This window comes from Paenibacillus sp. JZ16, from assembly GCF_015326965.1.
GTDB lineage: Bacteria > Bacillota > Bacilli > Paenibacillales > Paenibacillaceae > Paenibacillus_AQ.
In genome coordinates this window covers 6,319,377-6,345,888 of the sequence record NZ_CP017659.1, presented here as the reverse complement: position 1 = coordinate 6,345,888, position 26,512 = coordinate 6,319,377, and the positions used below count along the sequence as shown (strand labels likewise).

The window sequence follows — 26,512 nt, the reverse complement described above, 5'->3', positions numbered from 1 at the left end:
ATTATTCGCCCTCCTTCAATTCATGCACACCTTGACCTACGCCGCATACATAGAAGTCCGGCTTCAGTCCCGTTCTGGCTTCGTACTGCTGCCTCACCTCCGCAATGAAACGCTCCACCGCATCCTCGTGTACGAGAGATACCGTACAGCCTCCAAAGCCGGCTCCTGTCATTCTGGAACCCAGCGTTCCCGGAATCCGCTGTGCTTCTTCCACCAGCGCATCCAGCTCGTCGCCCGTTACTTCGTACAGATAACGCAAGGAGTCGTGGGACTGATTCATAAATTGTCCGAATGCTTCCAGATCTCCGTTCCTCAAGGCCTTCACGGAATCATGCACACGTTGGTTTTCCTCAACGACATGCTGGGCACGTCTACGGACGGTTTCATCCCGGATGCTGTCCTGTAGGCTGGCGAATTGATCCGGATTCAGCTGAGCGAGATACGATAACGCCGGCAGCTCCTTCTGCAAAATTTCCAATGCGCGGTCACACTCGCTGCGGCGTTCATTGTATTTGGAATCCACGAGTCCGCGCCGTTTGTTGGTATTTGAAATCACGATTTTGTAAGCTCCGGTCCGGAACGGCACCAGTTCATATTCGAGCGTATCGCACATCAACAGAATGGCATGATCCTGCTTGCCGTTGGCTACGGCGAATTGATCCATAATGCCGGAGTTGACGCCGACGAACAGGTTCTCCACCCGCTGCGAGAGCTTCGCAATCTCCACCGTATCCGTCTCCTTGCCTTCCATCTTCAAGAAGGCGTAAGCCGTGACCACTTCGATGGAAGCCGAGGAAGAGAGACCCGCGCCGTTCGGGATATCCCCATGGTAGAGCAGGTCGTAACCGCTGCTAAGGTTACAGCCGATTTTATTCAGCTCCGTTATGACGCCAACCGGATAATCTGTCCATTGATCGCTTTTGTAGCCATAATCCTCATCCAGGCTGATCGTTAACTCATAAGGGATATTGGTGGATGAAAAGCTCACCTTGTTATCGTCGCGAGGCCTTATAATCAAGGTCGTGCCAAACTCCAAGGCAGCCGGGAGCACGTAGCCTCCGTTATAATCCAAATGCTCCCCGATCAGATTCACGCGGCCGGGCGCGTTAAATATGCGAACCTTATGCTGGCTCTCACCGTGCTTGTCCATAAATCTTTCCATAAGCTGTTCCGTCGTCACTGCCCATCACTCCATCCTGTACATATGGTAGTTTTACTGTCTTCAGTATAATGGAAATCTCGTTAACCGATAATGAAATCTTGTGCGTTACATATGGATTTATGTGACTTCTGGAGGTACAATTAATTCATGAAATCAACGATGTCTTCACAGTTCCTCTTTTTCCCAAACTTATTGTAAAGGAAAATGAATAATGAAACCAACCTATTCTGTTGCTTCCAATCCTGCGCAGCAAGGCAGCGATTCGCTTCACGTCCGATTCGCCGGCGAGAGCCAGACCCTGCCGGAGCATGCATTGGGTCCGAAAATATACGATCATTACTTATTGCATATTATCGAGTCGGGACATGGCATATTTCGAACCGAAACCGACAGTTATCAGCTCGGCCCCGGCGACTGTTTCCTGATCCATCCCGGTCAAATTGTCAGTTATGTATCTGATGCGAGCCATCCCTGGCGTTACCGATGGGTCGCCTTTGATGGAGAACACGCCGGCGAAGGTGTACACCGTTCGGGACTCACCCCCGAAAAGCCTGTCCTCCATCTCATGGAGAACAACCCGATTCCGGGCTACGTGTCCCTCATTCAGAGCCATTTTCAATCCAGGGAGGAGAGCTCCCATATCGCCGCTATCGGTTATCTGCATTTAATCTGGGCCGAGATCATGAATCGGAGTGACCGACCGTCCCGTTTAACGCTGGCTGAGCCGCAGGTTCAGCGCACGGTGAAGCAGATGATCAGTTATATGGCTTCTCAATACGCCCATCCCGTATCGATTGAACAAATGTGCGCAAGCCTGGGCTACAACCGCGCGTACCTGTCGCGCATCTTCAAGCAGGAAACGGGCATGACTCCGATTACGTATCTGCTTAAATTAAGAATCGACCAATCCAAGCGGCTGCTGCGCGAACGTCCCGATTTGTCCATCGAGCAGGTTTCCGCATCCGTTGGACTCACCGATCCGCTCTATTTCTCGCGTCAGTTCAAGCGTCTCGTCGGTCGATCCCCTACAAGGTACCGCAAGGATATCCTCTCATCATCGACACTCTCTTAACGATATCGTTTGCCCGATATATCTGAACGAAAAAAGGAGCGCCTGTCAGGTCTGTCATCCATCCTGAGGCGCTCCATTCATGTAGGTTGGTATCTATGTTATGTGTTCAGCATGCAATCCTTAGTGGTAATCATTATCCCTCTGCAGAAGAGGCGTTCTCCGTTTTCAGAATCGCTTCAATGCGATCCAGTTCTTCCTTCGAGAACTCCAGGTTGTTCAAGGCAGCCACATTGTCTTCGATCTGACTTACCTTGCTTGCCCCAATCAGGGCAGATGTCACCCGGCCGCCGCGGAGGACCCAAGCGAGAGCGAATTGGGCAAGAGTCTGGTTCCGCGCTTGAGCGATTTGGTTCAAAGCTCTGATCTTGCGCAGCACTTCTGGCGTGATATTGCTTTCGTTCAAGAATACGGATGCGCTTGCGGCGCGTGAATCGCCGGGCACGCCATTCAAATATTTGTTGGTCAATAGTCCTTGAGCCAGCGGAGTGAAGGCGATGCTTCCGACCCCGTTCTCTTCCAGGACATCGAGCAGCCCGTTCTCCACCCAGCGGTCCAGCATGGAGTAGCTTGGTTGATGGATGAGCAGCGGAGTTCCCAGGCTTTTCAGAATCGAGATCGCTTCCCGCGTCTTCTCCGGCGAATAATTGGAGACTCCGACATATTGCGCCTTGCCTGAACGAACAAGATGGTCCAGCGCTACCATGGTTTCCTCAAGCGGCGTTTCCGGATCCATCCGATGATGATAGAAAATATCGACATAGTCCAGGCCCATACGTTTCAAGCTCTGATCGAGACTTGCAACCAAATATTTACGCGAACCGAAGTCGCCGTAAGGTCCCGGCCACATATGATAGCCCGCTTTGGACGAAATGACGAGCTCATCACGGTATGCCTTAAGATCCCTTGAGAGAACCTTACCGAACGTCTCTTCGGCAGAGCCTGCAGGCGGTCCGTAATTGTTCGCCAGATCGAAGTGGGTAATGCCCAAATCGAAGGAGCGCGTTATCATATTACGCCCGTTTTCATACGTGTCGACACCACCGAAATTATGCCATAATCCAAGGGAGATCGCCGGAAGTTTCAATCCGGATCGCCCCACGCGGTTATACTTCATTCCTTCATAGCGGTCTTCGCTAGCCACATAGGTCACTTGCAATCCCTGCCTCTCTAGTGATAGGTCCATTGCTAAATTCCATCTTATCGTGTTTGGTCGTCCTTTGACAAGAAAACGATTACAGTCATAGGTGCAGCAGCGCGCCAGCCGCCGTCGCCGCCTACGTGCTGATCAGCTTATCCACCTGCGTCATGACCTGACCGATCCGATCCGCAATCAAAAGGCCTGCACGGTGATCGTAAGGGGTTGGATCCGCATTCAACAAAGCTACCTTGCTCCCATGAAAATAGGATATCAAACTCGCAGCGGGATGTACCGTCAGGGAAGTCCCGCCAATAATCAACAAATCTGCCGTCGATATTTCCTGGATCGAGCGCATGATGATGTTCTGATCCAATTCCTCTTCATACAGCACGACATCCGGACGCACCAGTCCACCGCAATCCTTGCAGCGCGGGACGGTTTCCTTGATGTCCAGAATATCCTGGAGGCTGTAGAACCGGGAGCAATCCATGCAATAATTGCGGTGCACAGAGCCATGAAGCTCCAGCACCTCGGAGCATCCGGCGGTCTGATGCAAACCGTCAATATTTTGCGTGATTACCGCCTTCAGCTTACCGTCATGCTCCAGTCTCGACAACAACCGGTGACAGCCGTTCGGCTGCGCTTGCGGGTGAAGCATCTTGCTTCGGTAAAAGTCGTAAAACACTTCCGGATGCTTCATGAAAAAAGTGTGGCTGAGCATGACCTCCGGCGGATACGGAGATTGGTGCTCGCTCTGGTATAATCCGGCTGCCGAACGGAAGTCAGGAATCCCGCTCTCCGTGGAGGTACCGGCTCCCCCGAAAAAAACAATGTAGTCGCTCGCTTCGATCCATGTTGCCAACTGCTCGATCTTTTCCCTGTTCTCCACTCTTTTACACCTCCGTACAGCCCTTAAAATAACACGTCTACCTGTACACGTCTAATTCATTATAATCGGATATGACGACATCGGCATCTGTCAGATGTACAGGTTCCCCTTCATCTGTCATTAAACCCACAGCCAGAGCGGCGCCTGCTTGCTTCGCCATTTGCATATCCGCGTTGCTGTCACCGATCACCACCGCTTCCTCGGGCATAATCCCAAGCAGGCGGCAAGCGGTCTCCGTCATTTCCGGGTGCGGCTTGCCGTTTCGAACCTGATCTCTTCCCAAAATGGCTGTAAAGGAAGTGTGTAGCCCCATCCACTCCAGCTGTTCCTTGGCATTAGAGGTGTCGTCCGAAGTCACCACGGCCGTCTTCACGGACGCCAAGCTGCATTTCTTCAGAAAATTCTCCAGCCCGGGCATCGGGAATGCCGGCTTCTGCTGACGAACCTCATACATGGCGTTTTTCGTAATCTGATGGACCTGCATAATCGCTTCGTTCCAGGGCATTCCTGCAGCGTACAGCTGCCAAGCCAGCAGCCCGTTCGTCTCCTCCACGGTACCCATGGCGAGAGGCCCCTGAACGTCGTACCCCGTCACACGACTGTTGGCATCATGCTTAGTGCCCAGCACGTGCTCTTTCGGCACCGTGAAGCCGGCTCCCATTAATCCCAGCCGTTCCTCCATGAACTTGAGCACATAATCGGCCCATCCTCCCCACAGCGCCATGAAATGGAGCAGCGTTCCGTCTTTATCAAACAAAATCCCTTTGCAGGGAACGGTTCGTCCCTTCACTTGAACAAACGGCAATGTTAAAAAACCTCCCTATCCTATTCTTGATCATACTCTTATTAAACCATGAAATAAACTCTGATTTAAGCGGAAATAACGCCGGACTCTGAAATCGATCCAAAATGGAAATTTACCAATCTTTAGTCGAATGTTGTGATTCATGACAAATAAGCCGTGGTAAGTAACATATACGCATAGCAAATACGACGGTAAAGGAGTGATTTGTGATGGCAACAAGCAGCAATCGAAAGATGACCCGCGAAGAAGCAGGACGTCTTGGCGGCGAAGCGACCGCGAAAAAGCACAGCCGAGAATTCTACCAGGAAATCGGTAAAAAAGGCGGCAAAGCGACGTCCAAGAACCATAGCCGCGAGTTTTACCAGGAAATCGGTCAAAAGGGCGGCGAAGCCACCTCGCGGAATCATAATCGTGAATTCTATCAGGAAATTGGCCGCAAAGGCGGCAAGAAATAGCATCACCACTCAAAAAGGAGCCTGATCCCACCCTAGGGAAACAGGCTCTTTGCATGCCATCACAGCTGGCGTCTTTCCATCGCTTCCTATTAATATCATGTAGAAAAACCTACCTTTTTGTGATAGACTCATTTAAAACCTATTCGCTGATTACAGGTACCCGGCTGCTTTGCCGGAAGACCGCGCTAAAGCGTAACAATTTTATAATAGATCTGGGGGGAAATCGACATCATGACAACCAAAAAAATGCGTTCAGACATGATCAAAAAAGGCTTTGACCGCGCGCCGCACCGCAGCCTTCTGCGTGCAGCAGGCGTTAAGGAAGAGGATTTCGGCAAACCGTTCATCGCCGTATGTAACTCTTACATCGACATCGTTCCGGGTCATGTGCATCTTCAGGAATTCGGTAAAATCGTGAAGGAAGCGATCCGTGAAGCTGGCGGCGTTCCGTTCGAGTTCAACACCATCGGCGTGGATGACGGAATTGCCATGGGTCATATCGGCATGCGCTACTCGCTGCCAAGCCGCGAGATCATAGCGGATTCCCTAGAAACCGTCGTATCGGCTCACTGGTTCGATGGCATGGTGTGTATCCCGAACTGTGACAAAATCACGCCCGGCATGCTGATGGGTGCCCTGCGCGTCAATATCCCTACGGTGTTTGTCAGCGGCGGGCCGATGAAAGCCGGCGTGGACAGCAAAGGCCGCAAATTGTCCCTGACCTCCGTATTTGAAGGCGTCGGCGCTCACCAGGTCGGCAAAATCAATGATGATGAGCTCCTGGAACTGGAACAATTCGGTTGTCCAACCTGCGGTTCCTGCTCCGGCATGTTCACCGCTAACTCCATGAACTGTCTAGCCGAAGCGCTGGGTCTTGCTCTCCCGGGTAATGGTACCATTCTTGCCATCGCCGAAGAGCGTAAAGAATTCGTCAAGCAATCCGCCAAACAATTGATGGAACTCGTCAAAATGGACCTCAAGCCGCGTGATATCGTAACCGTTGAAGCAATCGACAACGCGTTTGCGCTGGATATGGCGATGGGCGGGTCTACCAACACCGTGCTCCATACGCTGGCTCTCGCACAAGAAGCCGGTCTCGATTACCCGCTGGAGCGGATCAACGAAGTTGCTGACCGCGTTCCTCACATCTCCAAGCTGGCTCCAGCTTCGGATTACTTTATTGAAGATGTACACTTGGCAGGCGGTGTGAGCGCGGTTCTGCATGAGCTTCTCAAGAAGCCGGGCGCACTACACGGGGATTGCATCACCGTAACGGGCAAGACGCTGGCCGAGAATGTAGCGGGCTGTGAAATCCAGGATGAGAACGTCATCCATCCGATCGATTCCCCGTATTCCGAACGCGGCGGTCTCGCGGTACTGTATGGCAATCTGGCTCCTGAAGGTTCTATCATCAAAGTCGGTGCCGTTGATCCATCGGTTGGCGGATACCATAAAGGGCCTGCTATCTGCTTTAACTCTCAGGACGAGGCGCTTAGCGGAATTGCCAACGGCAAGGTCAAGGAAGGTCATGTGGTTGTCATTCGTTATGAAGGGCCTAAGGGCGGACCGGGTATGCCGGAAATGCTGGCGCCGACCTCACAGATCGCAGGTATGGGGCTCGGAGCCAAAGTCGGTCTGATCACAGACGGACGCTTCTCCGGTGCTTCCCGTGGTATCAGCATCGGTCATATCTCGCCGGAAGCGGCGGAAGGCGGACCTATCGCTTTCGTTGAAGACGGTGATATCATCGAGCTTGACCTGAATAACCGGACCATTCAATTGCTGGACGTTTCCGATGAGGAAATGGCTGTACGCCGCAGCAAATGGGTTGACTTCGAACCGAAGGTGAAGACCGGTTATCTTGCTCGCTACTCGAAGCTTGTTACGAACGCCAGCTCAGGCGGCGTATTGAAAATCTAATTCATCATTCGTACAAAGCAAAGGGGTTATCCCTCGCAGGCATTGAAGCCTGCGGGGATAACCCCTTTTTTTTATATCCACATCACATCTATGAGATAATCCATACATAATGACAGTAAACCATCGATTCGATGAACTACATGCCCTGCGATGCACCGGCAACCGCCAGGTCAGCCACATGTTCCTGCTCTATTTCCTGCTGCTCCTCGGATGGAGGCTGAACCTGACCCCTCTTCTCAGCATAACGCCCGATCAGAACATCCACCGGCATCATCAGCATTTTTGGCTCCATGATCTGACTGCCCTCTTTAAGACGGGCCTGCCCTTTCGGATGAATAACGCTAAGCAGCAGCTTCAGATACAGTCTGGACGAGCTTGCAAACAGTCCCCGCGGTAAATCCATAACATGAAATCCGAATTGCTCCGGTCCCCGTGAAATCATGGTTACAGCATACAATCCCCTGATATCCTTGTACTCAGGCCGTTCCAATACCATATTAGCCAGAGAAGGCAGATCTTTCTGCACGGCACGAATCATTTTGATGGCGAGCTGCACTTCCGAACGGGAGCGGCTGCCGATCTCAAACAATTTTTTGTTATCAAAATGGAGCTCCAGCACCTGGTCTCCCTTTTCAAGCTGGCTGCCATCTTCCATCACGACCGTTTTGCCGGTAAAAGCGCGCTTTCGGAAATGCAGCATCGGATCTGCCGGCGAGACCGTTTTGAGCGCAAATACCGCATGAAATCCTTTTTCCCACAGAAGCCACAACGAGACGATCATACGCTTCAGAGGAGACAGCTTCTTCGCTTTCGCTTTGCTTTCCTTCGCCATCATATCGTCGATTCGGATGCTTCTCATTCCCTTCTGCTCTGCGACTTTCAGAACACGTTCCAGCGCGATCAGCATTTGCTCCGGTGCATCGGGATTCGCCCCCATCGTCGTACCGCAGTCATGTAAGAGCATAACCTCACCACCGTTAAGCTTGGAAAGCATTCGCTGGGTCAGCTTGTCGGCGCCGATCTTGCTCCGCCAATCATTAAACATTGAGGACCATAGGATGATCCGGCAGCCGGTATTCTTGGCAAAATCGAATAAATTCACGATTCCCCAGGGCGGTCTGTAATAACTCGATCGCTCACCGGTGATAGAGTAAATAATATCATCCGTGCGCTTGACTTGTTTACGGACGGTGACCGGCCGCATGAACCAATTGCTCTTGTGAACATAGTTGTGAATCCCGATCAGATGACCTTCACTATGAATGCGTTTTACAACTTCTGGATGCTTCTCGGCATGGGAACCCACCAGGAAAAACGTCGCCTTCATATTATACTGCTTCAAAAGATCCAGAAGTCTTGGTGTATAGATCGGATCAGGACCATCATCAAAGGTTAAGGCAAAGTCGTTCGAGCCTGTTCCCCTGCGAAATACTCGGAAACCAAATATCCGGGTCAAGATGCCGGGAATAAATGCATAAAAAGATGAAAGGTAAAACAACCATAGCAGTAATGTTTGCATGCTAACTCCCCGCTTTTTATTTCTTTTTCTAATGAACCCACTATTATTATTTTAGCATAGCACTTAAAGAAATAGGCTTTTTTTTCACAAATCGTGTACAATGATATCAATTAATAAAGTATAAAGGAGCCGATATCCCACTATGCTTCCCTTGTATAAAAAATATTGGAGAACCGCCTTTGATATAGGTTTAATCGTGCTTACGGTTTACCTCATCATGTTCATATTCAGCAAGCTGTACCAAATTGCGGCTCCGGTGTTTTTATCTTTCCTCGTTTTCCTGATTATCGAGCCTTTCTCCAAATTTTTGCACCGCAGGGGGCTCCCGAAACCATTTGCCGCGGCTATATCCGTTCTGCTCTTCCTGCTCGTCATCCTGGGCGTCCTGTTCGGAGCAGGGGCTCTCATCGTGTCGCAGTTCATGAACCTGCAGGATAATTTGCCGGCTTACACCCAAACGATCCAAAAACATTTCTCGGAAACCCTCATATTCCTGCAGACCAGGCTCGACGCCCTGCCACCGGATCTGACAGAACGTCTGAACGGTTATTTCCAGGACATCACTACCTTTGCCCAAGGTGCTGCAGAATCATTTTTCCATTATGTCGTCGGATTTATGGGGTCATTCTCCTCGTTCATCGCGAATTTCGGGGTTGCGATTATCCTTGCCTTCTTCCTGAGCACTGAGATCGGCAGCTGGCGGAGAATCGCCAAAGACAAGACGCCGAGAACCCTCAAGACGGCTTTTGTTTTCCTCAAAGATAATGTATTCAAGGCAATTGGCTCCTATTTAAAAGCTCAGATGAAGCTGGTCAGCATTACCTTTGTTATTGTATATATAGGACTTCTGATATTAGGTACGGGGAATTCGCTGTCCGTTGCGCTCATCTGCGCCGTGTTCGATGTATTGCCGCTGCTGGGTGTTCCCGTTATTCTTATTCCGTGGATTACCTATTTGTTCATCGTCGGGAACACGGGACTCGCCATTGGCTTGATCGTGCTGCTTGCCGTGGTTGTCATTTCCAGACAGCTGCTCGAGCCTAAAATTACAGGAAACTCGATCGGCGTATCCTCTGCATTTCTGATGTTGTCCTTTATGATGATCTCGCTGTCCATTTTTGGAGTTGCCGGTTTGATCCTGGCGCCCATCCTGCTGATTCTCATCAAGGAACTGCTTACGCAGGGATATCTGAAGCAGTGGATCCGGCTGCCGAGTGAAGAATTCGATGTGTCTCCATGGGACATGTCCCGCTCTTACGCAGAGCCGGAGGCCGATTCAACCGAAGCCAAGAAATCGGAAACCTGACCGAATATGTCGGTTGCCTGATTGCTGCTGTTCGGGTTCCGATTCTCAACCAATACAGCCACGGCATAACGTGGCTTCTCCACTGGGCCGTACCCGACAAACCACTGGTTGTTTCGGGCACGGCCTTTCATTGTTACCTGGGCCGTACCGGATTTACCTGCAAGAGTCCATATGCGATTTTTTAATGAGCTGCCTGTTCCCTCTTCGACAACATTCTCCATCCACTCGAGCAGAATGGAAGAGGTTTCCCGGGAAATACCTTTTCCAGATGTTCGTTCCTTTAAAGGATCCGTATCTTGCAGCAATTGCCCGTTAGCATACCGGATCTGCTGTAAAATACGGGGCTGGGTCTTCACCCCGCCATGTAGCAGCGTTACCATCGCATTGGCGGCTTGCAGCGGGGATACGGCAGTGTCCCTTTGACCTATGCCAGTCTGGACTCTAACACCCGCATCAGAGGCGTCCGCCAAGCTGGAAAATACCGTACCCTTCTCTTCATGATCCAATGGCGCAAAAGAACGAAGCCCTAGAAACTGCTGGGATTTCCAGCCTACCGTTTGCCCGAATCCCAGTGCAGAGGCCGCCTCTGCCATTTGCTGAGCGGACAGTCTCTCTGCAAGTGTAGCAAATACGACGTTGCATGATTCCGCGAAGCCTTCACGAAGATCAATCGTTCCATGCCCCCCTTTTTTCCAGCAGGACATTCCGAACTTACCGTATTCGCCATCACAATGGAAATGTTCTCCTTCAGAGCTTAAACCATGCTCAAGTACGGCTGCAGCCGTGACCAGCTTGAAGATGGACCCTGGTGTGGCTGCCTTCAACCCGCGATTCTCCCACTGACCATCCTTCGGGTGAATCTGCTCCGGATTGTAGAATGGTCTTGAAACCATGGCCACGATATCCGCATTGCGGGCATCCAGCACAACAACCGCCCCTTCTTTCATGCCCGCTTTCTCCGTTATAGCCTCAATCCCTTGTTGAATATCGATATCAATCGTGGTGGATATCCGTAATGGATAGTACCGATTGTCAGGCGCCTTCACCATGGGCTTGATATCCTGAATGACTTCATTAGTACTGTTAACCGGAAAATAGACAATGGTCGGCCCTTCCCCCCGTATCAACGAATCCATCGTTTTCTCCAATCCACTGGTTCCGGTAACCACTGGATAATCGTCAAAGAACAGGCTTTCCTTACGCTGACCGGACACAAAACCAAGCCACTGCATTCCCGATTGGCGATTGCCGTATCGCTGCTCATAGGGAAGAACCTTGAGTTTCGGTAGTTCAAGCTCTTGAATCTGCGCAATCTCATCTTTGGTTAAGGAACGAGGAATGAGGGATTTGTCCCCATGCCACAATTCTGGTTCCTTTAACTTACCCCAGGTCTGTATCAAATGATCCTTATTTGTTCCCAGTATACGGGCCAGCTTCACTAACTGATGATGGGAGTTCTTTAGTTCCTGCTCGCCAGCAGGAAACATCACGGCTGCCCAGATAAGTTTGCCCGTGAGCGGTTTTCCGTTCCGATCCGTAAAATGACCGCGACCCGAATCCAGCACAAGGCCCCGCTCCCTCTGGATCAGCGATGCCTCTACCATCGTATGCCGGCTGCCGGGAACGCGCTGATGCTTCATCACAAGCTGCACCCATGCAAGGCGCAGCGTCAATACGGCGATTAAAAGCGTGAGTATTAGCCATCCGTATGTAATTCGCTTATTGCGGATAAGCCTCATGTCTTGCTCCTCCAATATGGTCGATGTCTCATCATTATTTCCACATGGAAGCTGCCTCAATCACCCTCGCTTCTATACCAAAATGAGCTCTCCAGAAAAGACACCTCCTGATTAAAACGTTGACTCTTAATCCGGTTTCTTTGGCTGCTTCCAGGGCGGGTCACCATATTTGTGCAAATACTGATTTATTTTGAATAGGGTGAACGGAACAATGATGAGCAGGAGTGTGCATATCACAACAAGCGGATTTAACAAAAGGTCATAGCGAAGGTCCATCATTTCCCCTCTTCTCTTATTCGGTACCGGTAACGGTTCCAATGGTTCTGACTTTTGCGTCAACGTTCACATGAATCTTGCATTGCGAAAATATAGATTGGCCACGGTCCCAGTCATTCTCGTAACGCACCCATGTGCGATATTCCCTTTCTTGGCATTTTTTCCAAAACCCCAGGAAGTCGGTTTTATATTCGTTCTGCGCCTTAAGAATAACGTCCATGGCAATTTGCTTGATCCGTTGCTCGGCTTTGCGTTTGATCTCTCCGTTTAATTCACGAACGTTTTCGCCTTGATCCAGCTCCGATTCTCCAATATTTCCTCTGACCGAAATCTCAACATCAAATTCAGGAAGTCCCCGATCGTCCAGATGGACGCGAATGATCCGGTTGAACTCCTTGACTTCATAAACAAGCTGTTTGCCGTGAACAACCAGTTCCAATGATGCTGTTTTGACCGTTCCCTGGATCATATTACGGCCCGTGGTTTCATCCTGGTCCAGAAAGCCCTTGAACTCGTAGTTCTCACCGTTAAACACTGCGGCGCCACTGGTGGATATTCTGTCATCCTCCGTGATGGAAATCTTAGGTAGGGCATAACTGGACTTGGATAGCAGAAAATGATGCAGTTCACCAATATTTGTAGGAGGCGTGATGGATTCGCTCTTATCCTTATTCTCTTGCGTTGAACGAATATATTGCGCAGGCAAGGTTTCAATCTTCGAATGGGTTTCCAGTATCTTGCTCGCCTCTCCATGAGAGACCATAATATTAGATGCTCTTCGGTTCTCCGGATCCCTGACGAATAAATCCAGTACATCCCCAACGTGCTCCGTTTCAACCAGTTTCTCCGAGATGATGATCACTTGGTTATGGGCAAGATAAGGAGAGCGGCTGATCTCATTCGACATCTTCCGTGCAGCCTTGAATACGCTGTCCGCGGTTGAGGATAGATTGATAAAAGGGCTCCCACCCTCATTCTTCTGACCGCTGGACCCTTTCATCTGTGTAGGCACGACAATTTGAAACGTAAGCTTAATTTGTCCATTCTCTGCCTCATCAAGGGCAGTTCCTACCACAAATCCACGCTCCTCGATTTCTATGCGGTCCCAGCAGCCTGCCAAAGGCCATACCAGCATGAATAACATCAGCATCCGAAGCATTTTAGCCATTGCCCTTCACCCCCCGTATCTTGGCCACCAAGAACAGCAGAGCCGGAAGCACCCATGCGAATCCGATACCCATATAGCTGATCCATTCGGCAACTACGTTAAGCTCCCGGAGCGTGCTTGGCAATAAACCGAGGATGAACAGGATTGGTGCCAGAATGAGGATCATCGTAAATCTGCGATATTTCGGAAAAACGGATTCCAGTGCCAGTAAAGCTACATCAAACGCCATCGCATTCGTGCTGAATAACGTCATCAACCAGATGACAAAAAAGAAAAATTCAAACCGTTCAAATATACCCCCAGGGACCTCAACCTCTTTAGCCAATTCCGCTAACGGATACAATGTATTGGAGACCACGATCGGTCCAAAAACGCCAATGACAAAAACGAAAATAATGAAGTAGATAAAGATGGGTATTAACACCCCCCGGAAGACGGAACCGAGAAGCTTGCTTTTCCTGACAACGTAAATGTTATAAAACAGCATAATTTCGAGCCCTAAATAGGAGAATACCGTATCCTTTGAAGTGATAACGATTCGTCTCCAGTCGGTTTTCAACACAGGCAGCAGATAATGCATGTTTAAACTTCCGAGATTCAAAATTACGATCAGCAGCATGATCGATAGGACAATGGGGAAAAAAATCAGATTCAGGCGTACCAAAGCGATACTCGGCCCTGCGGCTGCGTAAATGAGCACCAGTAAGTAAACTAAACCGATGATTTCCTCCGGCGTGTTATCAAATAGATATAGTCTTGTGATGGTGGAAACCCCGCGCACTTGATAACTGACAAACAACAATAGGTATAAACTGATCAGCAGCGTCACCACATGGGCTGCTTTTCGATTCAGGATGATTGTTGCCATCGCATGATAATTTTTGCCGGGAAACCTTGAAGCCAACGCCCCGATCGCCCATGCAAATCCAAGAGCGATCATGCCCCCAAGCATGATCGACATCCAGCCATCCGAAAAATGGGTGTTCCTTGCAATCGTATTAGGGAGCGTAAGGATTCCGAGTCCTATCAACATATTACTAACAGAATATACAATCTCTTTACTGCCAATCGATTGATTGCTTAACTGGTTATTGTTCATTACAAATCACCGCTTTTTTGCCCGATGGATGTCTTGGGGCTTCATAAATAAAGGTCTGCGCGTAAGCCAAGTCACCGGCACGCGGATAAACATATCCTTCCAATCATGCTGAATAGAGGGTGCAACGGGACTGAGATAAGGGATTCCAAAAGTGTGCAGCCTCATCAAGTGGATACAGATCATGATAAAAGTCAACACGATCCCGTACAGTCCCAGAAAGCTTGCAGCAATCATGATTGCAAAGCGCAGCATTCGAAAAGATATGCCTGCGCTGTAAGATGGAATGGCAAAAGACGATATCGCTGTCAGGGCCACAATGATAACCATAATCGGGCTCACGATCCCAGCCTGAACCGCAGCCTCCCCTATTACAAGTCCTCCGACAATACCAATCGTCTGACCTATCGGCTTCGGTAGGCGGATTCCCGCTTCACGCAGCAATTCCAGTGTAACCTCCATCAGTAAGGCTTCGATCACAGCAGGGAAAGGTACACCTTCCCGGGAGGCAGCAATCGAGAATACGAGCTTAAACGGAATCATCCCTGGATGGAAAGACAGAATAGCAATATACAGCGCGGGTAGAAACAAGGTAATTCCGATAGCCGCCAGGCGCAGCAAGCGTATAAGCGAGCCAATGCTCCATCGTTCATAATAATCTTCTGGCGAATGCAACAGAGAAACGAAAGTAAACGGTAGAAGCAGCACAAAGGGTGTACCATCCAGCAAAACCGCTACTTTTCCTTGCAGCAAGGCAGATGTCACTTTATCAGGTCGTTCGGTATTCAGGATCTGCGGAAACGGCGATAAAAAGCTGTCTTCAATCCACTGCTCTACCGTCCCGGATTCAGGAGCATAATCAAGATCCAGTGACTTCAGCCTGCGGTTCACTTCTTCGATTAGATCGGGATTCGTCAGGCCTTTAATATAGATGACCGCAAGGGATTGATTGGATCGTCTGCCGATGATGTGCGTGTCGATCGTCAGATTAGGCTCCCGAATATGTCTTCGCAATAGAGATATGTTCGTGTAAATGCTCTCCGTGAATCCCACCCTCGGCCCGCGAACCAACGCTTCGGTTTGAGGCTCCTCAATGCTGCGTGCCGGCCACTTCCGGCTTTTGATCAGTAAGACTTCATCCGTCCCCTCCAGCATTAAAGCGGTATCGCCCGAGAGTATGATAGGAATCACCTCATCCCATCGCCTTGTACGATTGGTTATCTGCAGCGATATCATCCGATTCTCAATCTCGTGCAGCATCATATGAGCACTTATCATGGATTCCTGGGAAAGCTCCTGATTTTGCTGGATCGGCTGGATTATCTGCTCCTTAATCAACAATTGATCAGATAACCCTTCGAGGCTGACAATGGCAGAGGTATAAGTGCTCCCTCCAACCTGCAGCACTTTCGTGGTAAGGTCGCTAGGATCGTTGAGTAACAAGCTAAATGTTGTCAGATTTTCCTTAAGATTCGTTGACAGGAATTCAGGTGTATAACCAGGCTGCCTTGTATTCAAGTGACCTCGACTCCTTCAACCATATTCTCCGTTATCATTGCCTCTGAAAGTTATTTTTATCCGGCATCAAAAATAGCCCCACAAAGTGGAGCCTATGCTTCGTTGCTTATATGCTTCGCTGAAAACTTATAAATTCAGTAATATGAAAAAGGCTGCCCCATCAGCTTAAACGGATGGAGCAGCCTTTGAATTATAACAATCTTACAGTCTAAAACGAGACAAGGTCTCTTTCAGGTCATTCGATACATTCTCCAGCTGCGATGATAGATTAACCAGCTGACTGCTGACGCTTTGCTGCTCTGTAGAGAGAGAAGCTACCTCTTCCGAAGTTGCGGAGGATTCTTCCGCTACCGCGCTCACATTACTCATCGCTTCCGAAAGTACATTCTGAGATTCATTCAGTTCATCAATCGAATGCGTTACCGAATCCAAGGATTCGATAAAATCGACCATCTGCTGCTGAACGGATACGAAGATATCATTTGTTTCCTTAACAGCGTCCATCTGACCTTTGAAGAGAGGATTCGCATCCAGCAATACCTGGACGGTTTCATTCATCTCGGTCATGATCCGGTCTGTAATCTGGCTCACCATATCAATGGACTGCCTGGATTGGTCTGCCAGCTGGCGGATCTCATCGGCCACGACCATAAAGCCTTTACCAGCCGCCCCAGCACGGGCAGCCTCGATTGTTGCATTCAATGAAAGGATATTCGTTTGCTTTGTAATATTCTGAAGTACGTCCAGCACTTTGACAACCGAGGAGGTTGTCTCCTTCAAGCCATCAACCTTGTGCATCATGGAACGGGTCATATCCTCAGTCTGATGGGTCTTATCCAGCAAGTCGCTCAAATGCTTCGTTCCAAGCTCACTCGCGCTTTCCACGTGACGGGCCGATTTGCCCATCTCTTCGTTGGCTGAAACGACCATTTGCATCTGCTTCGAGATATTGTTGGTCAGATCGCTGCCGCGCTCGGCTTCAACCGCCAGACTGCTGGCACCGTTGGCAATTTCCTCGGTCGCTACGGCAATTTCTTTGGCGGAAATAGCCGTCTTCTTCGAGGCATCACTTAACTCGGTTGCCGTTCTAAGCACTTCCTGAGCGGTATTGCTCGTTTGCTGAACGAGTCCGGTAATCTGCTCCATCATATCGTTAAAGCTTGCGGAGAGCTGACCGATTTCGTCCTGGCTCTTATGGTCTGTGCGAACATTCAAATTGCCTTTGGCGCCTTCCTTCATCAACAGGTTAAGCTTGCCTAATGGACGGGCAATCATTCTTACCATCCAAATCCCGATCAGAATGGCAAAAATAACGTCGATGGCAGCCACGATAAGCGTGATGACCAGTATGCTTGATGCATCCTTCGTCAGCTCGCTGGTTTGGACAGATCCTACGAGCTTCCAATCGTTGGTGTTCAGCGTATTATAAACCGCCAGCACATTTCTTCCTTCCTCATCCTTCGTTCTTACGTCATCCGTTTTGGTGTCGGCCGGAAATTCCTTCGCAAACGTCCAAGCGGTTTCCGAACCTACAATGGAGGACTCGCTGGAGGAAACAACGATGCCTTCCGGACTGATCAATTGCAGCTGGCCGTTCTCGCCCAGGTTGATTCCCTTCAGCTGCGTATCCAGTACCGAGGCGTTAAGTTCAAACATCACCACATACGTTGAAGTCAGATCGTTCATAGACCCTAAAGAACGGGCAATCGTGAAATATGGTGCCCCGCTGTTCTGCATCGTTGGCAGCCACATAATCTTCTTGTCGCCTTCCTTCAATTCGGTATACCAGCTTTGCTCAAGGACGGTTTTCGAAGACTCTGAGGCTTGACCTGCCGATATGATCTTCTCACTCTTGGTAGGAATCAAATAAATGGCTCGGATCGACGAATCCGATGTAATCTGATTGGATAGTTTATCCCGAATGCTGCGCTCCACCGTAAACGCGTCGTAATCGCTTAACTTTTTATCCGTGTATTCAGACAACAACTTCTGCAATTCAATGTCATAGAAGATTTGTCTACCGGCATTCTCGTACTTCTCCAGAATGATGTCGATTTTCTCAGAGGTTTGAATGATCGTCTGCTGATTGCCGTTTGCAGCATTCTTCTCAATCGTGCTCTTCGCCTTATCGTAGGACAGATAACCCAAGACGATCACAAAAAATACAATCGCTGACAAAAAGATCAGGAACAATCGAATTCCGACGGATTTCGCCGGGTTCATCGGCATCCGGCTTATAGCCGTTCCCACGTTTGAAAAAAACGACTTGGCAGTATGTATCCCTGTTGATGCCGAAGATTTTTCCTTTTTCTCTTTGATACCCCCGGGCTTCTTGCCCTTTTTCGGCTTCTTATCATGCTGCTCAACTTCTGACATTAGCTGTTCACCTACCACAATCATATTATTAATACGTCGGTCCAATCCCTTGCAACGTATTCGTTACTCTTTATTTCGACAATTGGAGGTGTTTTCCTTTGGGTTTTCGCAAAAAAATAATTCTTAATCCCTAATTTTTTTACAAACAAAAAGAATCCAAGGTCCATCCACAGACCCGGATTCTCAATTGTGTAGTTCTTTAGATCTATTTTTTGTTACCCTTTACGCTTTCTCATCATATCAAAATGGCGCACCGGCTGATCCACCTTCATGCGAATGAGCTGCAAAGGATGGCGAGCTGCATCAAGTTCACTGCCGTTCTCATCCTCAATAGGACCAACTGCCTGCTTAAAGAAGGTTCCTTCCGGTCCGAAAAACTCGATTTCATCCCCTGGCTTAAAGTGGTTCCGCTGCTGAATGACAGCCGTTCCCGACTTCTCGTCATAGTCCATCACCAGGCCGGCGAAGTCATAAGGGACCGCCTTCTCTTCGGGTTCATAGATATGATCCTCATGGTCCGGTGTATCATAGAAGAACCCGGTATTCAGCGGTCGATTGGCCGCTTTATTAATTTCTTCGATCCATTCCGGCTTCAATACATAATGATCAGGGTCAGCCATATAGGAATCAATCGCCTGTCGATATACATTAACCACAGTCGCTACGTAATGGATCGACTTCATCCGTCCTTCAATCTTGAAGCTGTCGATTCCCACCTCAATCAGATCCGGAATATGCTCGAGCATGCAGAGATCCTTCGACCCCATCGTAAACTGGTTGTCTTCCGGCTGGAACAACGGGATCTGCGTAACGCCCGGTTTGAATGGGGACGGAGCAGGGGCCGGCTGTTCCATCAACTGCTGCTCTTCCGATACCCACTGGCCTTGCTCTTCTCTTCCATCCACAAACAAATCGTATTTCCAACGGCAGGATTGGCAGCATCCGCCCCGGTTGGAATCACGATCCGTAAAATGATTGGACAACACGCAGCGACCGGAGAACGAGGAGCACATCGCGCCATGGATAAAGGCCTCAATCTCAATATCGACATGCTCTTTAATCGCCGCGATTTCCTCCAGACTCGCCTCGCGTCCAAGTACAACCCGCGGCAATCCTTCATCCTTCCAGAACTTCACGGCCTGCCAATTCAGCGTGGATTGCTGTGTGCTCAGATGAACTTCGAGCTTGGGCGCGGCACGTTTGGCCACTTCAATAATTGCCGGATCTGCGGCGATGATTGCCGCAATGCCTGCTTCCTCCAAACTTCGCAGGTAGGCTTCAATTCCCTCAATGTCCTCATTATGCGCATATATGTTGGTTGCCACAAATACTTTGGCGCCGTATTTCTTGGCGAACTCCACGCCCTCTTTCATTTCTTCAAAACTGAAATTGTCCGCATTTGAACGAAGCCCGTATTTCTGGCCCCCAATGTATACCGCATCGGCGCCATAATGCACCGCAAATTTCAGTTTTTCCAGATTACCCGCCGGGGCGAGCAATTCCGGCTTGTCCAGGCGATAGCGTTTGCCCTTGTACTTTGGCTGTGCCATTGCTTCCATGCTGTCCACTCCTTAATAAACTTGTTCCTTATAGAAAAATCCAAACGACAATTCACGTTCCGGATCCTGAATCGCGCGAATTCCGTCCATCCACTCTTCCTGAAAAGCATAAGTGGATGCATCTGCAGCATATAAATCAATCGCTTGGCAATAGGTTCGAATCACCAGCTCATTGTAATGCCGCGGCTTCAGCAGCGTCTCAACCTTAAAGCTGTCCATGCCTGCTGCCATTAACAGATGCAAATCCTCCAGAATGCAAATATCCTCCGAACTCATAATATGGGTTCCGTTGATATCTTCATAGATCGGATATTTCTCTTCTTGACGCTCAGCTTCAATGAGAAACAAACCGCGCTCCTTGCCAAGGCTGCCTTCATGCACCGGTCTGCCCTGCTGCTGCATATAGCTGTTCACCAGGCGCCGCTTGGAATGATAGATGTTGGTCATGCCATGAACCTGAACCTGTGCTTCCAGCTGAAGCTGCGGCTTCATGTCGGTTACCTCGTCCATATTTAATTCACGCGCAAGAATAACCCGGGAGGCGCCTTTGCTTCCCCAGTAATTGGCCGTTGAATAGTTGGTGGCGGTCATTTCTGCGTTCCAATGAAGTTTTACCTGTGGAGCCAGCTCTTTTACGGTAGTGAGTACGGATGGATCGTTAAATTCCACCGCGTCTACCCCGATTTCTCCGAGCGCCTTAACATAGGCAGGTAGCTCGGGCAGCAAATCATTTGTCATCAAGTTGTTCAAGCTGACGTACACTTTGCTTCCTCGTTCATGAGCAAGATGTACGACTTGGGTTATTTCATCCAATGTCAGACTGCCAGGCAGTCTCATGCCGAATCGATCCTCGCCAACGAGCAGTGCGTCGGCTCCCGCTTCCAGGTAAGCAGCGGCATCAGCCAGAGACCCGGCTGCTGCCAATAATTCAGGTTTGATACTCATTTAAAAATTCCTCCCTACTTAGAGGTTGTTCAACAAGACTCTTCTGAGTACGAGCTGGATCTGTTCCTTGTCACTCAGCGTATCAGCGGACTTGCTCAACACGTAATATTATTGTTGTGCCATCTTCTTGCTGGTCTCGATATTCTTCAAATGCTCTTTATACGTTTTGGCAAACAGATGCTCTTGTGTACCGTCTTTCTTTGTTACATAGAACAAATAATCGGATTTCTCCGGATTCAAAGCAGCCTGAATCGATTCCAGGCTCGGGCTCGAGATCGGGCCAGGCGGCAGACCCTTTTGACGATATGTGTTATACGGGCTTTCAACCTCAAGGTCGGCATAAAGCAATCGTTCCTTCGGTTTATCCAACAGATATTGTACGGTTGCATCGATTTCCAGCTTCATGTCCTCTTCCAATCGATTATATATAACGCCAGCCACCAGGGCACGCTCCTGATCTGCAACCACTTCCCGCTCCACCAGCGAAGCGATGGTCATGAGTTCATGGAACGTTACGCCGCGAGCCTCCAATTGACTCTCCCAATCCGGAATTTCGGCCAAACGTTTCTCCGTTTCTTTCAGCATGGTTTCTACAATACCTTTTGCCGTAATATCCTTTTTCGGCAGATTATAGGTCGCAGGGAACAAGTATCCCTCTAGATGATGCCTGAGGTCTGCCTCCTGGGGAATTTCTCCAGCAATCGGAACATCCCAGCCGGCCGGCTGATCCACAACTTTCAAGAATTCCTTCTCATCGATTCCGCTCTCTTGAGCGATGGTCTCCGCCATTTGAAGGATCGTATATCCCTCAGGGATCGTGAAACGAACCATCTCCTCGGGCTTCACTTCGCCTTTGTTCATCTTTGATAACAGTTCCTTGAACGGAGTGCCTGGGGTTGCCTCATAGGTTCCTGCCATCAGACGGCTTCCTTCCCCGCTAAGCTTTAAATAACCTTTAAGTATAAGGGCATTCTTGATCAGTCCCTTTTCCTCAAGCAGATCGGCGATAGAGGACGTGCTCATGCCGGACTCCACGGTGAATTCGACGGGAGTTTCCGAGCTTTGAACGGGCTGTAAACCATTCCATACGTAAAATACGGCCCCGCCCGCAAGGAGGATCAGGACCAATACTGCTATTGCCAGTTTCTTCAATCTACTCATCCCTTCACACCAAAAGGGGCGGACAGCTCCGCCCCTTCCTGAACTTTCATTTGAAAATTAAGCATGTGCTCCTGCAGGAGGGAACTTAATCCTCGTCTCCTTCGGGAAACGTCAGCTCATCATAGAGCTCTGACACATTCTCCCATTCCTCGTCGTCGTCAATGGTTGACAGCTGCAATCCGCCGTCCTCGCCCTTGACGATACGAAGCACCTCGTACTCCTCATCGGTTCGATCCGGCTGAACCAGAATGGCATACCCTTGACCATCCACTTCAAATTCGGCGGCAATATCATAAACCTCGATATGGCCTTTATCGTCCTCAAGCTCGACACTCTCACCGAATGCTTCCTTAAGTACTTGGGTCCATACGATATTCTCAACCGAAAAATCAGACATCATTCGTCTCTCCCGTCCAGCTCTTCCACGAGCGTATTGAAGGTTTCTTCAACAATGGCCCATTCTTCATCGTCTTCAATCATAAACAATTTCAAGTCGTCTCCGTCTTCCTCATAACGGAAGGCGTAGACCTCGTCTGTCTCTTCGTCGGCAGACTCCCTTGGTACGACCATCATATATTTAGCATCCGAGCCATCCACTTCGAATTTCATGATGACTTCGAATTCTTCCTCGTTGCCTTCATCGTCGGGAATATAAATAATTTCCGGTTCTTCTTCCATACCAATATGCTCATTAGCCATTGTAATCACCCTCACCTTTACCTTTTAGAATCCAAGTAGTTTTGCAAAATCAAGCTTGCCGCCATTTTATCTACAACCTGTTTTCGCTTCTTTCGGCTGACATCGGCTTCAAGCAATGTCCTTTCAGCGGATACTGTTGATAGCCGTTCATCCCAAAGGTGAACGGGTAAGGATAGGGACTCTCGCAATGTGCTTGCGAATTCCATGCAGATTTCGCCCCGCGGACCAATCGTGCCGTTCATATTTTTAGGCAAGCCGACCACGATTTCACCGACCTCGTTATCTTTGACGAGTGCGGCAATTCTGTCCAGTTCGCCTTCATCACGGCGGCGCTCGATAACTTCAACCCCTTGGGCCGTCCATCCGAACGCGTCGCTTATGGCAACACCGATTCTGCGGTCCCCGTAATCCAATCCCATGATCTTCTTCATCCCTGTGTGCTCCTAACGGTGACTGGCTAAATAGAACCGGACCAGTTCTTCAATCAATTCATCTCGCTCTTTTTTCCGGATCAAACTTCTGGCATTATTGTGCCGAGGTATATAAGCGGGATCCCCGGACAAAAGATACCCTACGATTTGGTTAATCGGATTGTACTCCTTCTCTACCAGCGAATCGTATACCGAAAGTAGAATGTCCTGGGCGGAAGCCTCCTTTTCATCACCTTTTACATTGAACTTGACAGTCTTATCTATGGAGTCCATGTGTGACACACCTCGCTTCTTCAAAGAACATGTTTACCATGCTTCGTCGAATAAATATTTACCAGCTTGATCTAGTTATATCATAACATAATCCTAAGTCTCTACGGAAATCGAAAGCGAAATATTTAGAGAGTGTTCCAAAAAATTCGGGATTGTGTACAGCAAAACGTTGGATCCCGCTTACGATTGCCAGCTGTACACAATCTGGACAAATCTGTTACACGCCCCGGGCTATGAGATCCTCGGCGTGCTGCAGCGCCTGGGTCAGTTTGGAACCATCCTTGCCCCCGGCTTGCGCCATATCCGGACGGCCTCCGCCGCCTCCGCCGCATATCGAAGCCACTTCTTTAACGAGCTTGCCGGCATGATAGCCCTGCTTCACCAGATCCTGCGGAACGGCTACGACGAAATTCACCTTGTCGCCTGCTTTGGAGCCGAGCACGAGGATCGCCTCCGGCAGCTTGCCCTTCAATTCGTCAGCAATGCCGCGGAGTCCATCCATGCTGCCAGCCTGCACTTCAGCTGCAAGCAGCGACGTGTTTCCGACCTGCTTCACTTTATCGGTCAACTGGCTAGCCTCAATCGCTCCAAGTTTGCCTTGCAGGGACTCGTTCTCCCGGGCAAGATCCTTCACCTGCTGGTTCAGGCCTTCAATCCGCTTCGGCACGTCCGCAAGATTGCTCTTCAACAAACCTGCGGCTTGCTTGAGCAGATCCATTTGGCCTTCCAGATGCTCATAAGCGTAACGTCCCGTTACGGCTTCAATGCGGCGAACCCCGGAGCCGATACCGCTCTCGCCAAGCAGCTTGAAGATTCCGATCTGGGAGGTGTTGGCTACATGGCATCCGCCGCACAGCTCGATGCTGTAATCTCCGACCTGAACGACACGGACGATATCTCCGTATTTCTCTCCGAACAATGCCATGGCGCCCATCGCCTTAGCTTCATCAATCGCCTTGCGCTCGATAACGACCGGAATGCTCTTCCATACCTGTTCATTCACGCGGCGCTCAATATCGGCCAGCTCCTCAGGCGTAATGCTGCCGAAGTGGGAGAAGTCGAAGCGCAGACGCTGCGGTTCAACAAGGGAACCTGCCTGATTGACATGATCGCCCAGCACTTCCCTCAATGCTTTATGCAAAAGGTGTGTGGCGGTATGGTTCTTGACGATATCATTGCGCATAGCGGAGTCCACCTGCGCTTTGACCGTATCGCCCACTTTAAGCTCGCCGAGCTCTACGGTTACGAAATGCACATGCTGTCCATGCGGAGCCTTGAAAAGACCTTCCACTCTGGCACGAACGGATCCGCCTTCTATCATCCCCTGGTCGCTGACCTGACCGCCGCTTTCGGCATAGAACGGGGTAACGTCCAGAATGACCTGACAGGTCTCGCCTTCACTGACGCTGTCTGCGAAGCTGTCACCGGAAACAATGGCGAGTACTTTCGCCTCGCTGACGGTGTCATTATATCCAACAAATTCACTTTTAACCGTATAATCGGAAAGAACGCCGCCTTGAATCTTCATGCTTTCCGTTTCATGACGGGCCGCACGCGCACGATCACGCTGTTCCTTCATCGCAGCATCAAAGCCTTCACGGTCCACGGTCAATCCGTGTTCGGACGCATAATCCTCCGTTAAATCAAACGGGAAGCCATACGTATCATACAATTTGAACGCGTCGCTGCCGCTGATGACCGATTTGCCCTGCTTCTTCGCTTCGGCGCTAACGTCAGCCAAGATGTTCAAGCCGTCGGAGAGCGTTTTGTGGAACTGTTCTTCTTCCGTTGCGATGACCTTCTCGATAAAGGCGCGCTTCTCAACGACCTCTGGATAGTATACGCCCATAATATCGCCTACGGTACCGGTCAATGTATACATGAATGGTTTGTCCAGCCCGAGCACCTTTCCGTAACGAACCGCACGGCGGAGCAAACGACGGATGACATAACCGCGGCCTTCGTTGGAAGGCAGCACGCCATCGCCTACTGCGAACGCAACCGTACGGATATGGTCTGCAATGACCTTCAGCGCGATATCGTACTCCGTCTTCTCATTGTATTTAACGCCGGCAAGCTCTGCCGTCTTCTGGATGATCGGCTGGAACAGGTCGGTATCGAAGTTGGACGCTACGTTTTGCAGGATGGAAGCAAAACGCTCGAGTCCCGCACCCGTATCAATGTTCTTGTTCGGAAGCGGTGTATAGCTGCCGTCCTTGTTGTGGTTGAACTGGGAGAATACGAGGTTCCATACTTCGAGCCAGCGTTCATTCTCACCGCCAGGGAACATTTCGGATTCCGGAGCATCCGTGTCGTATCCTTCACCGCGATCATAGAAAATCTCGGTACAAGGTCCGCAAGGTCCTTCGCCGATATCCCAAAAGTTATCCTGCAGCTTAATGATGCGTTCCTTCGGAAGTCCGATTTTTTCATTCCACAATTTGAAGGCTTCCTCGTCTTCCGGATACACGGTAACGGACAGTTTCTCTGGATCGAAGCCGATCCATTTCTTGTCCGTCAGGAACTCCCAAGCCCAGGTGATAACCTCTTCTTTAAAATAATCCCCAATGGAGAAGTTGCCCAACATTTCGAAGAATGTATGGTGACGACGGGTTTTGCCGACATTCTCAATATCATTGGTGCGAATACATTTTTGCGAATTCGCAATTCTCGGATTCTCCGGCTTCACACGCCCGTCAAAATAAGGCTTGAGCGGAGCCATGCCTGCATTAATCCAGAGCAGGGACGGGTCATTGTGCGGAACAAGCGATGCACTTGGCTCGATATTGTGGCCTTTCTCTGCAAAAAACTCTAGCCATTTGGAACGGATTTCACTAGCTTTCATCTCTACACTTCCTCCAGTCATAATATGGCGTCCGGATCACTTGGTTCCGAACACAAAAAACGCCCCTGAATTAAATTCAGGGACGATGTTCTCGCGGTACCACCCTGGTTATCGTCCATTCATCCTCCAGCAGGGTCCTCCTGGAATCACATATGTGACG

The 26,512-nt window shown here is 49.7% G+C and carries 21 protein-coding genes and 1 pseudogene; 4 read left to right on the top strand and 18 right to left on the bottom strand.

Annotation, left to right across the window (positions count from 1 at the left end):
• Position 1: 1 nt before the first annotated feature.
• Positions 2–1,180 (bottom strand): galactokinase, encoded by a 1,179-nt coding sequence (locus BJP58_RS28355; protein WP_194541533.1) that lies wholly within the window; start codon positions 1,178–1,180, stop codon positions 2–4.
• A gap of 193 nt (positions 1,181–1,373) precedes the next feature.
• Here BJP58_RS28355 and BJP58_RS28350 point away from each other — a divergent pair, with 193 nt between their 5' ends.
• On the top strand, positions 1,374–2,234 hold the full coding sequence (locus BJP58_RS28350; RefSeq protein WP_194541532.1) for an AraC family transcriptional regulator: 861 nt from the start codon (positions 1,374–1,376) through the stop codon (positions 2,232–2,234).
• A gap of 133 nt (positions 2,235–2,367) precedes the next feature.
• On the opposite strand, the gene mgrA is transcribed toward BJP58_RS28350, so the two are convergent.
• The 3 genes from mgrA to BJP58_RS28335 form a co-directional block, all read right to left on the bottom strand.
• Positions 2,368–3,384, bottom strand: coding sequence for an L-glyceraldehyde 3-phosphate reductase (mgrA, locus tag BJP58_RS28345; RefSeq protein ID WP_194545089.1), 1,017 nt, complete (start codon positions 3,382–3,384; stop codon positions 2,368–2,370).
• Between the two features lie 124 nt (positions 3,385–3,508).
• Complete coding sequence (locus BJP58_RS28340) at positions 3,509–4,261, bottom strand: NAD-dependent protein deacylase (protein ID WP_194541531.1); 753 nt, start codon at positions 4,259–4,261, stop codon at positions 3,509–3,511.
• Positions 4,262–4,298: 37 nt separating this feature from the next.
• Complete coding sequence (locus BJP58_RS28335) at positions 4,299–5,066, bottom strand: HAD family hydrolase (RefSeq protein WP_194541530.1); 768 nt, start codon at positions 5,064–5,066, stop codon at positions 4,299–4,301.
• A gap of 209 nt (positions 5,067–5,275) precedes the next feature.
• Here BJP58_RS28335 and BJP58_RS28330 point away from each other — a divergent pair.
• Together BJP58_RS28330 and ilvD are read left to right on the top strand one after the other, a co-directional pair.
• A pseudogene (locus tag BJP58_RS28330) lies at positions 5,276–5,515 on the top strand (KGG domain-containing protein); the annotation flags it as partial.
• A 237-nt stretch (positions 5,516–5,752) separates the two neighbouring features.
• Positions 5,753–7,441 carry a dihydroxy-acid dehydratase gene (gene ilvD / locus BJP58_RS28325; RefSeq protein ID WP_194541529.1) on the top strand — a complete coding sequence of 563 codons (1,689 nt, stop codon included), beginning with the start codon at positions 5,753–5,755 and terminating at the stop codon, positions 7,439–7,441.
• A 136-nt stretch (positions 7,442–7,577) separates the two neighbouring features.
• On the opposite strand, the gene BJP58_RS28320 is transcribed toward ilvD, so the two are convergent.
• Positions 7,578–8,960 (bottom strand): polysaccharide deacetylase family protein, encoded by a 1,383-nt coding sequence (locus BJP58_RS28320; RefSeq protein WP_194541528.1) that lies wholly within the window; start codon positions 8,958–8,960, stop codon positions 7,578–7,580.
• Between the two features lie 142 nt (positions 8,961–9,102).
• Between BJP58_RS28320 and BJP58_RS28315 the strand changes: the two genes are divergently transcribed.
• Positions 9,103–10,266: an AI-2E family transporter gene (locus BJP58_RS28315; RefSeq protein ID WP_194541527.1), complete on the top strand. Its 1,164-nt coding sequence runs from the start codon at positions 9,103–9,105 to the stop codon at positions 10,264–10,266.
• On the opposite strand, the gene BJP58_RS28310 is transcribed toward BJP58_RS28315, so the two are convergent.
• The 13 genes from BJP58_RS28310 to alaS form a co-directional block, all read right to left on the bottom strand.
• The gene (locus BJP58_RS28310; RefSeq protein ID WP_194541526.1) at positions 10,215–12,005 is read right to left on the bottom strand and encodes a peptidoglycan D,D-transpeptidase FtsI family protein; all 1,791 of its coding nucleotides are present in this window, start codon (positions 12,003–12,005) and stop codon (positions 10,215–10,217) included. The two genes, BJP58_RS28315 and BJP58_RS28310, sit on opposite strands and share 52 nt — an antisense overlap.
• 292 nt (positions 12,006–12,297) lie before the next feature.
• Positions 12,298–13,449 (bottom strand): Ger(x)C family spore germination protein, encoded by a 1,152-nt coding sequence (locus tag BJP58_RS28305; RefSeq protein ID WP_194541525.1) that lies wholly within the window; start codon positions 13,447–13,449, stop codon positions 12,298–12,300.
• Positions 13,442–14,548, bottom strand: a complete 1,107-nt coding sequence (locus BJP58_RS28300; protein WP_194541524.1) for a GerAB/ArcD/ProY family transporter — start codon at positions 14,546–14,548, stop codon at positions 13,442–13,444. The genes BJP58_RS28305 and BJP58_RS28300 overlap by 8 nt, the downstream gene beginning before the upstream one ends.
• Before the next feature lie 6 nt (positions 14,549–14,554).
• On the bottom strand, positions 14,555–16,063 hold the full coding sequence (locus BJP58_RS28295) for a spore germination protein (protein WP_194541523.1): 1,509 nt from the start codon (positions 16,061–16,063) through the stop codon (positions 14,555–14,557).
• Positions 16,064–16,264: 201 nt separating this feature from the next.
• Positions 16,265–18,439: a methyl-accepting chemotaxis protein gene (locus BJP58_RS28290; RefSeq protein WP_194541522.1), complete on the bottom strand. Its 2,175-nt coding sequence runs from the start codon at positions 18,437–18,439 to the stop codon at positions 16,265–16,267.
• 215 nt (positions 18,440–18,654) lie between these two features.
• On the bottom strand, positions 18,655–19,998 hold the full coding sequence (locus BJP58_RS28285; RefSeq protein ID WP_194541521.1) for a peptidase U32 family protein: 1,344 nt from the start codon (positions 19,996–19,998) through the stop codon (positions 18,655–18,657).
• A gap of 12 nt (positions 19,999–20,010) precedes the next feature.
• Positions 20,011–20,943, bottom strand: a complete 933-nt coding sequence (locus BJP58_RS28280; RefSeq protein WP_194541520.1) for a peptidase U32 family protein — start codon at positions 20,941–20,943, stop codon at positions 20,011–20,013.
• A 108-nt stretch (positions 20,944–21,051) separates the two neighbouring features.
• A complete protein-coding gene (gene mltG / locus BJP58_RS28275) occupies positions 21,052–22,095 on the bottom strand; it encodes an endolytic transglycosylase MltG (protein ID WP_194545088.1) in 1,044 nt (347 codons plus the stop codon).
• A 94-nt stretch (positions 22,096–22,189) separates the two neighbouring features.
• Positions 22,190–22,504 (bottom strand): DUF1292 domain-containing protein, encoded by a 315-nt coding sequence (locus BJP58_RS28270; RefSeq protein WP_233354791.1) that lies wholly within the window; start codon positions 22,502–22,504, stop codon positions 22,190–22,192.
• The gene (locus tag BJP58_RS28265; protein WP_071222779.1) at positions 22,501–22,803 is read right to left on the bottom strand and encodes a DUF1292 domain-containing protein; all 303 of its coding nucleotides are present in this window, start codon (positions 22,801–22,803) and stop codon (positions 22,501–22,503) included. The genes BJP58_RS28270 and BJP58_RS28265 overlap by 4 nt, the downstream gene beginning before the upstream one ends.
• 17 nt (positions 22,804–22,820) lie before the next feature.
• Complete coding sequence (gene ruvX / locus BJP58_RS28260) at positions 22,821–23,234, bottom strand: Holliday junction resolvase RuvX (protein ID WP_194541519.1); 414 nt, start codon at positions 23,232–23,234, stop codon at positions 22,821–22,823.
• Between the two features lie 12 nt (positions 23,235–23,246).
• Positions 23,247–23,507 (bottom strand): IreB family regulatory phosphoprotein, encoded by a 261-nt coding sequence (locus BJP58_RS28255; RefSeq protein ID WP_194541518.1) that lies wholly within the window; start codon positions 23,505–23,507, stop codon positions 23,247–23,249.
• A gap of 217 nt (positions 23,508–23,724) precedes the next feature.
• On the bottom strand, positions 23,725–26,352 hold the full coding sequence (alaS, locus tag BJP58_RS28250; RefSeq protein WP_194541517.1) for an alanine--tRNA ligase: 2,628 nt from the start codon (positions 26,350–26,352) through the stop codon (positions 23,725–23,727).
• Positions 26,353–26,512 lie beyond the last annotated feature (160 nt).

Coding starts and splice junctions, on each gene's coding strand:
- BJP58_RS28305 (WP_194541525.1), bottom strand. CDS start 13,449: ATGGCTAAAATGCTTCGGATGCTGATGTTATTCATGCTGGTATGGCCT.
- ilvD (WP_194541529.1), top strand. CDS start 5,753: ATGACAACCAAAAAAATGCGTTCAGACATGATCAAAAAAGGCTTTGAC.
- BJP58_RS28300 (WP_194541524.1), bottom strand. CDS start 14,548: ATGAACAATAACCAGTTAAGCAATCAATCGATTGGCAGTAAAGAGATT.
- BJP58_RS28290 (WP_194541522.1), bottom strand. CDS start 18,439: ATGTCAGAAGTTGAGCAGCATGATAAGAAGCCGAAAAAGGGCAAGAAG.
- BJP58_RS28320 (WP_194541528.1), bottom strand. CDS start 8,960: ATGCAAACATTACTGCTATGGTTGTTTTACCTTTCATCTTTTTATGCA.
- BJP58_RS28285 (WP_194541521.1), bottom strand. CDS start 19,998: ATGGAAGCAATGGCACAGCCAAAGTACAAGGGCAAACGCTATCGCCTG.
- BJP58_RS28280 (WP_194541520.1), bottom strand. CDS start 20,943: ATGAGTATCAAACCTGAATTATTGGCAGCAGCCGGGTCTCTGGCTGAT.
- BJP58_RS28310 (WP_194541526.1), bottom strand. CDS start 12,005: ATGAGGCTTATCCGCAATAAGCGAATTACATACGGATGGCTAATACTC.
- alaS (WP_194541517.1), bottom strand. CDS start 26,352: ATGAAAGCTAGTGAAATCCGTTCCAAATGGCTAGAGTTTTTTGCAGAG.
- ruvX (WP_194541519.1), bottom strand. CDS start 23,234: ATGAAGAAGATCATGGGATTGGATTACGGGGACCGCAGAATCGGTGTT.
- BJP58_RS28270 (WP_233354791.1), bottom strand. CDS start 22,504: ATGATGTCTGATTTTTCGGTTGAGAATATCGTATGGACCCAAGTACTT.
- BJP58_RS28255 (WP_194541518.1), bottom strand. CDS start 23,507: ATGGACTCCATAGATAAGACTGTCAAGTTCAATGTAAAAGGTGATGAA.
- BJP58_RS28265 (WP_071222779.1), bottom strand. CDS start 22,803: ATGGCTAATGAGCATATTGGTATGGAAGAAGAACCGGAAATTATTTAT.
- BJP58_RS28315 (WP_194541527.1), top strand. CDS start 9,103: ATGCTTCCCTTGTATAAAAAATATTGGAGAACCGCCTTTGATATAGGT.
- BJP58_RS28350 (WP_194541532.1), top strand. CDS start 1,374: ATGAAACCAACCTATTCTGTTGCTTCCAATCCTGCGCAGCAAGGCAGC.